This is a genomic window from Streptomyces sp. M-16, from assembly GCF_052114405.1.
In the GTDB taxonomy this organism is placed as follows: Bacteria; Actinomycetota; Actinomycetes; order Streptomycetales; family Streptomycetaceae; genus Streptomyces.
The window spans coordinates 1-6,156 of the sequence record NZ_JBFRER010000257.1; the positions used below are offsets into that span (position 1 = coordinate 1).

Annotated in this window: 1 protein-coding gene and 1 pseudogene; both read left to right on the top strand. The window is 74.6% G+C overall.

The features are described from left to right. Positions 1–5,588: pseudogene (locus tag AB4039_RS41800) on the top strand (SDR family NAD(P)-dependent oxidoreductase); the annotation flags it as partial. Next, positions 5,581–6,156 (top strand): acyltransferase domain-containing protein (locus AB4039_RS41805; protein WP_442273260.1); only part of this gene is annotated, 576 nt, incomplete at its 3' end. The pseudogene AB4039_RS41800 and the gene AB4039_RS41805, both read left to right, overlap by 8 nt.

Genomic DNA, 6,156 nt, shown 5'->3' on the forward strand with positions numbered 1-6,156 from the left:
CCGAACGGGGACCGAACGGGGACGGGCTGTCCTTCACCGAGGGCGGCACGGTCCTGGTCACCGGTGGCACCGGCGTCCTGGGCCGCGCGGTCGCCCGCCACCTCGTCACCGAACACGGTGTACGCCACCTCCTGCTGGCCTCGCGCTCCGGCGGCGCCGAGGACCTCGTCGCCGAACTGTCGGAGCTGGGCGCCTCGGTCACCGTCGCCGCCTGCGACGCCGCCGACCGCGACGCCCTCGCCGCCCTCCTGGCCTCGATCCCCACCGCGCACCCCCTCACCGCCGTCATCCACACCGCCGGAGTGGTCGACGACGGAGTGATCGAGTCCCTCACCCCGCAGCGGCTCGACGCGGTCCTGCGCCCGAAGGTGGACGCGGCCGACAACCTCCACGAACTCACCGCCGGGCTCGACCTGTCGGCGTTCGTCCTGTTCTCCTCCGCCGCCGGCCTGCTCGGCGCCCCGGGCCAGGGCAAYTACGCCGCCGCCAACGCCTACCTCGACGCCCTCGCCCAGCACCGGCGCACGCTCGGCCTCCCCGGCATCTCCCTCGCCTGGGGCCTGTGGGCCGAACGCAGCGGCATGACCGGCGCCCTCGACGCCACCGACGTCGACCGCATCTCCCGCGGCGGCATGGCAGCCCTCGCCACCGAGGAGGCCCTCGCCCTCCTCGACACCGCCCCCGCCCACGACCGGGCCGTCCTCTTCCCCATGCGCCTCGACCTCAAGGCGCTCCCCACCGGCCCCGCCCTCCCGCCCGTCCTGCGCGCACTCGCCGGAGCGAGCCGGACCCGGCCCACCGCCGGCGCGGCGCCCCGTACCGGCGGCACGCCCCTCGGACAGCGGCTGGCCGCCCTGCCCGAAGCCCAGCGCACCCGGACCCTCCATGACCTGGTCGCCACCGAGGTGACCGCCGTACTCGGCCACCGCGCACCGGCAGCGCCGGAGCCCACCCAGGTGTTCAAGGACCTCGGCTTCGACTCCCTCTCCGCCGTCGAGCTGCGCAACCGGCTCAGTGCCGTGACCGGGCTGCGGCTCCCGGCGACCCTGATCTTCGACCAGCCGACCCCGGACTCCCTCGTCACCTACCTGAAGGGCCGCCTCGTCGACACCGGCGACGCCAAGGCGTCCGCCACCGCCACCACCGCGCTCACCGCCGACGAGCCGATCGCCATCGTCGGCATGAGCTGCCGCTTCCCCGGCGGGGTCCGCTCCCCCGAGGACCTGTGGCGGCTGGTGCTCTCCGGCGGCGACGCCATCGGCGACTTCCCCGCCGACCGCGGCTGGGACATCGACTCCCTCTACCACCCCGACCCCGCCCACGCCGGCACCTCCTACGTCCGCGAGGGCGGCTTCCTCGACGGGGCCGCCGACTTCGACCCCGTGTTCTTCGGGATCTCCCCGCGCGAGGCCCTCGCCATGGACCCCCAGCAGCGCCTGCTGCTGGAGACGGCGTGGGAGACCTTCGAACACGCCGGGATCTCCCCGGCCTCCGTACGCGGCAGCCGCACCGGCGTCTTCACCGGCGTCATGTACCACGACTACGTCAACCTCCTCCACGACCAGGAGGGCCTGGAGGGCTACGCGGGCAACGGCAGCGCCGGCAGCATCGCATCCGGCCGCATCGCCTACACCCTCGGCCTCGAAGGCCCCGCCGTCACCGTGGACACGGCCTGCTCCTCGTCCCTGGTGTCGATGCACCTCGCCGGCCAGGCCCTGCGGCAGGGCGAGTGCACCATGGCCCTCGCCGGCGGCGTGACCGTCATGTCCGGCCCCAGCACCTTCGTGGAGTTCAGCCGCCAGCGCGGCCTGGCCCCCGACGGCCGCTGCAAGCCCTTCGCCGCGGGCGCCGACGGCACCTCGTGGTCCGAGGGCGTCGGCATGGTCCTCCTGGAACGCCTCTCCGACGCGCGCCGCAACGGGCACCCGGTGCTCGCCGTCGTGCAGGGTTCGGCGGTGAACCAGGACGGCGCGTCCAACGGCATGACCGCCCCCAACGGCCCCTCCCAGCAGCGCGTCATCGAACAGGCCCTGTCCAAGGCTCAGCTGACGGCAGGTCAGGTCGACGTGGTGGAGGCCCACGGTACGGGCACCACCCTCGGCGACCCCATCGAGGCGCAGGCGCTCCTCGCCACCTACGGCCAGGACCGGGAGGAGGACCGGCCGCTGCTGCTGGGCTCGGTCAAGTCGAACCTGGGCCACACCCAGGCCGCGGCGGGCATGGCCGGCGTCATCAAGATGGTCATGGCGATGCGCCACGGCGTCGTGCCGATGACCCTGCACGTGGACGAGCCGACCCCGCACGTGGACTGGTCGGCGGGCGCCGTGCGCCTGCTGACGGAGCCGGTGCCGTGGCCCGAGACGGGCGAACCGCGCCGCGCGGCCGTGTCCTCCTTCGGCATCAGCGGCACGAACGCCCACACCATCCTCCAGGAGGCCCCGCAGGAGCCCGTCGCCGCCGACCCGGCCGCCCCCGCCTCGGGACTGCCCGTATGGGTGCTGTCGGGGCGGGACGCGGAGGCGGTGCGGGCCCAGGCGGCCCGTCTGCTGGAGCGGGTGTCCGCCGATCCGGATCTGGAGCCGGCCGACGTCGCCTTCTCGCTGGTGACCACCCGTGCCGCGCTGGGCACCCGCGCGGCCGTGGTGGCCGGCGGCCGCACGGAGCTGCTGGCCGGCCTGGAGGCCCTGGCCGAGGGCCGCCCGGCATCCGGAGCCGTCGAGGGCGCGGCCTCCGGCGGGAGGTTTGCCTTCCTGTTCTCGGGTCAGGGTGCGCAGCGTCCGGGGATGGGGCGTGAGCTGTACGAGGCGCAGCCGGTGTTCGCAGCCGCGTTCGACGAGGTGTGCGCGCACTTCGCCCTGCCGTTGAAGGAGCTCGTGTTCGGGGGCGGGGAGGGGATCCACCGTACGGAGGTGACCCAGCCGGCGCTCTTCGCGGTCGAGGTGGCGCTGTACCGCCTGGCGGAGTCGGTGGGCCTGCGTCCGGACTTCGTGGCGGGTCATTCGATCGGTGAGATAGCGGCGGCGCATGTGGCCGGGGTGCTGTCGCTGGCGGACGCGGCCCGTCTGGTGGCGGCCCGTGGCGCGCTGATGGGCGCGCTGCCGGAGGGCGGCGCGATGGTGTCCGTGCGCGCCACCGAGGAGGACGTCCGTCCGTTGCTGTCGGCCGATGTGGACATCGCGGCGGTCAACGGYCCCTCGTCCGTGGTGGTTTCGGGCGCCGAGCGGGCCGTCCTGGAGGTGGCGGCACAGCTGGCCGAGCGGGGTCACAAGACCAAGCGCCTCACGGTCTCGCACGCCTTCCACTCCCCGCTGATGGAGCCGATGCTGGAGGCGTTCCGCGAGGTCGCGCAAACCCTCACCCACAACGCCCCCTCGGTTCCGGTCGTGCGTCCTCGCCGCCATGGCGGGGGAGAGCCTGCCGGAGGCCTTCTCCGGGCTGCTGACCCCGGTGCTGCGCAAGGACCGTCCCGAACCCGCTGCCTTCCTCGGCGCCCTCGCCGAGGCCTGGACCCGCGGCCTCCCCGTCGACTGGACGCCCCTGCTCCCCGGACGCCGCGTCGGCCTGCCCACGTACCCCTTCCACCGGCAGCGCTACTGGCCCGGCACCGAGCACGCCCCGGCGACCGGTGCGGCGGAGCCGACGTCGCCGCTGGCCAAGCGCCTGGAGGCGGCCGACGACCCCGGGCGCGTCCTGCTCGACCTGGTCCGCGACACCATCGCCACCGTCCTCGGACACACCGCCCAGGAGACGGCGGACCCCGAACGGGCCTTCCGCGACTTCGGCTTCGACTCGATGACCGCCGTCGAGTTCCGCACCCGGCTCGGCACCGCGACCGGGATCGCGCTGCCCGCGACCCTCGTCTACGACCATCCGACCCCGGCCGCCCTCGTCACGTACCTGCGCGCCGAAATCCTCGGCGGCACGGGCACCGGACCGGCCCGCGTACGCCGCGTGGTCGGCAGCGACGAGCCCATCGCCATCGTCGGCATGAGCTGCCGCTTCCCGGGCGGCGTCGRCTCGCCCGAGGACCTGTGGCGCCTCGTCGCGTCCGGGACCGACGCCATCTCGTCCTTCCCGGACGACCGCGGCTGGAACATCGGGGGGCTCTACGACCCGGACCCCGACCACCAGGGGACGACGTACACCCGGCACGGCGGCTTCCTGCGGCACGCCGCCGACTTCGACGCCGGCTTCTTCGGGATCTCCCCGCGCGAGGCCCTCGCCATGGACCCCCAGCAGCGCCTGCTGCTGGAGGTGGCGTGGGAGGCGTTCGAACGCGCGGGGATGCCCCCGGGCGCGGCCCGCGGCAGCGGGACCGGCGTCTTCGTGGGCACCAACGGCCAGGACTACACGGCCCTGGTCTCGCAGTCCTCCGAAAGCCTGGAGGGCTACCTCGGCACCGGCGGCGCCGGCAGCGTCGCCTCCGGCCGCATCGCCTACGCCCTGGGCCTCGAAGGACCCGCCCTGACCGTCGACACGGCCTGCTCGTCCTCCCTCGTCGCCCTGCACCTGGCGACGGAGGCCCTGCGGCGCGGCGAATGCGAACTGGCCCTGGCCGGCGGCGTGACCATCATGTCGACCCCCCAGTCGTTCATCGACTTCAGCCGCCAGCGCGGCCTGTCGCCCGACGGCCGCTGCAAGCCGTTCGCGGCCGCCGCCGACGGCACGGGCTGGTCCGAGGGCGTCGGCATGCTCCTCGTCGAGCGGCTGTCGGACGCCCGCCGCAACGGTCACCGGGTCCTCGCGGTGGTCCGCGGATCGGCCGTCAACCAGGACGGCGCCTCCAACGGGCTCACCGCCCCCAACGGCCCCTCCCAGCAGCGCGTCATCCGTCAGGCCCTCGCCAACGCCGGCCTGACGGCCCGGCAGGTCGACGCCGTCGAGGCCCACGGCACCGGCACGCCGCTCGGCGACCCGATCGAAGCGCAGGCGCTGCTGGCCACGTACGGCCAGGACCGCCCCGACGACCGGCCGCTGCACCTGGGATCCCTGAAGTCCAACATCGGCCACACCCAGGCGGCGGCGGGCGTCGGCGGCGTCATCAAAATGGTGATGGCGATGCGCCACGGCGTCCTGCCCCGCACCCTGCACGTCGACGCACCCACCCCGCACGTCGACTGGGAGGCCGGCACGGTCGCGCTGCTCACCGAGAGCGTGGCCTGGCCGGAGACCGGTCAGCCGCGCCGCGCGGCCGTGTCCTCCTTCGGCATGAGCGGCACGAACGCCCACCTGGTGCTCGAACAGAGCCCGCCCGACACCCCGGACGAGACGGCGCAGACCACCGGTACCCCCGTGCCCTGGCTGCTGTCCGCCGCCTCGGCACAAGCCCTGCGCGGACAGGCCCGCCGCCTGCGCGACCACGTCGCGGACCGGCCGGCCCTCGACCCGGGCGCGGTCGGCCGCGGCCTGGCCACGGCACGCACCCTGTTCCCGCACCGCGCCGTGGTCATCGGAGCCGACAGGGCCGAGTACCTGAGCGCGCTCGACGCCGTGGCACGCGGCGAAGCCGACACCGATCTGTTCCGGACACCGGACCCGTCCGCCTTCCTGTTCTCCGGTCAGGGCGCGCAGCGTCCGGGGATGGGGCGTGAGCTGTACGAGGCGCAGCCGGTGTTCGCCGCCGCCTTCGACGAGGTGTGCGCGCACTTCGACCTGCCGCTGAAGGACGTGGTCTTCGGCGACGGGGAGGAGATCCACCGCACGGAGTTCACCCAGCCGGCCCTCTTCGCGATCGAGGTGGCGCTGTACCGCCTGCTGGAGTCCTACGGCGTCCGCCCGGACTTCCTGGCGGGCCACTCGATCGGCGAGATCGCCGCCGCGCACGTCGCGGGGGTGCTGTCGCTGGCGGACGCGGCCCGGCTGGTGGCGGCCCGCGGTGCGCTGATGGGCGCGCTGCCGGAGGGCGGCGCGATGGTCTCCGTCCAGGCGGCCGAGGCCGAGGTCCGCCCGCTGCTCTGCTCCGAGGTGGACATCGCGGCCGTCAACGGGCCCTCCGCGGTGGTCATTTCCGGCACCGAGCGGGCCGTCCTGGAGGTGGCCGGGCAGCTGGCCGAGCGGGGTCACAAGACCAAGCGCCTCACGGTCTCCCACGCCTTCCACTCCCCGCTGATGGAGCCGATGCTGGAGGCGTTCCGCGAGGTCGCCGAGTCCCTGACC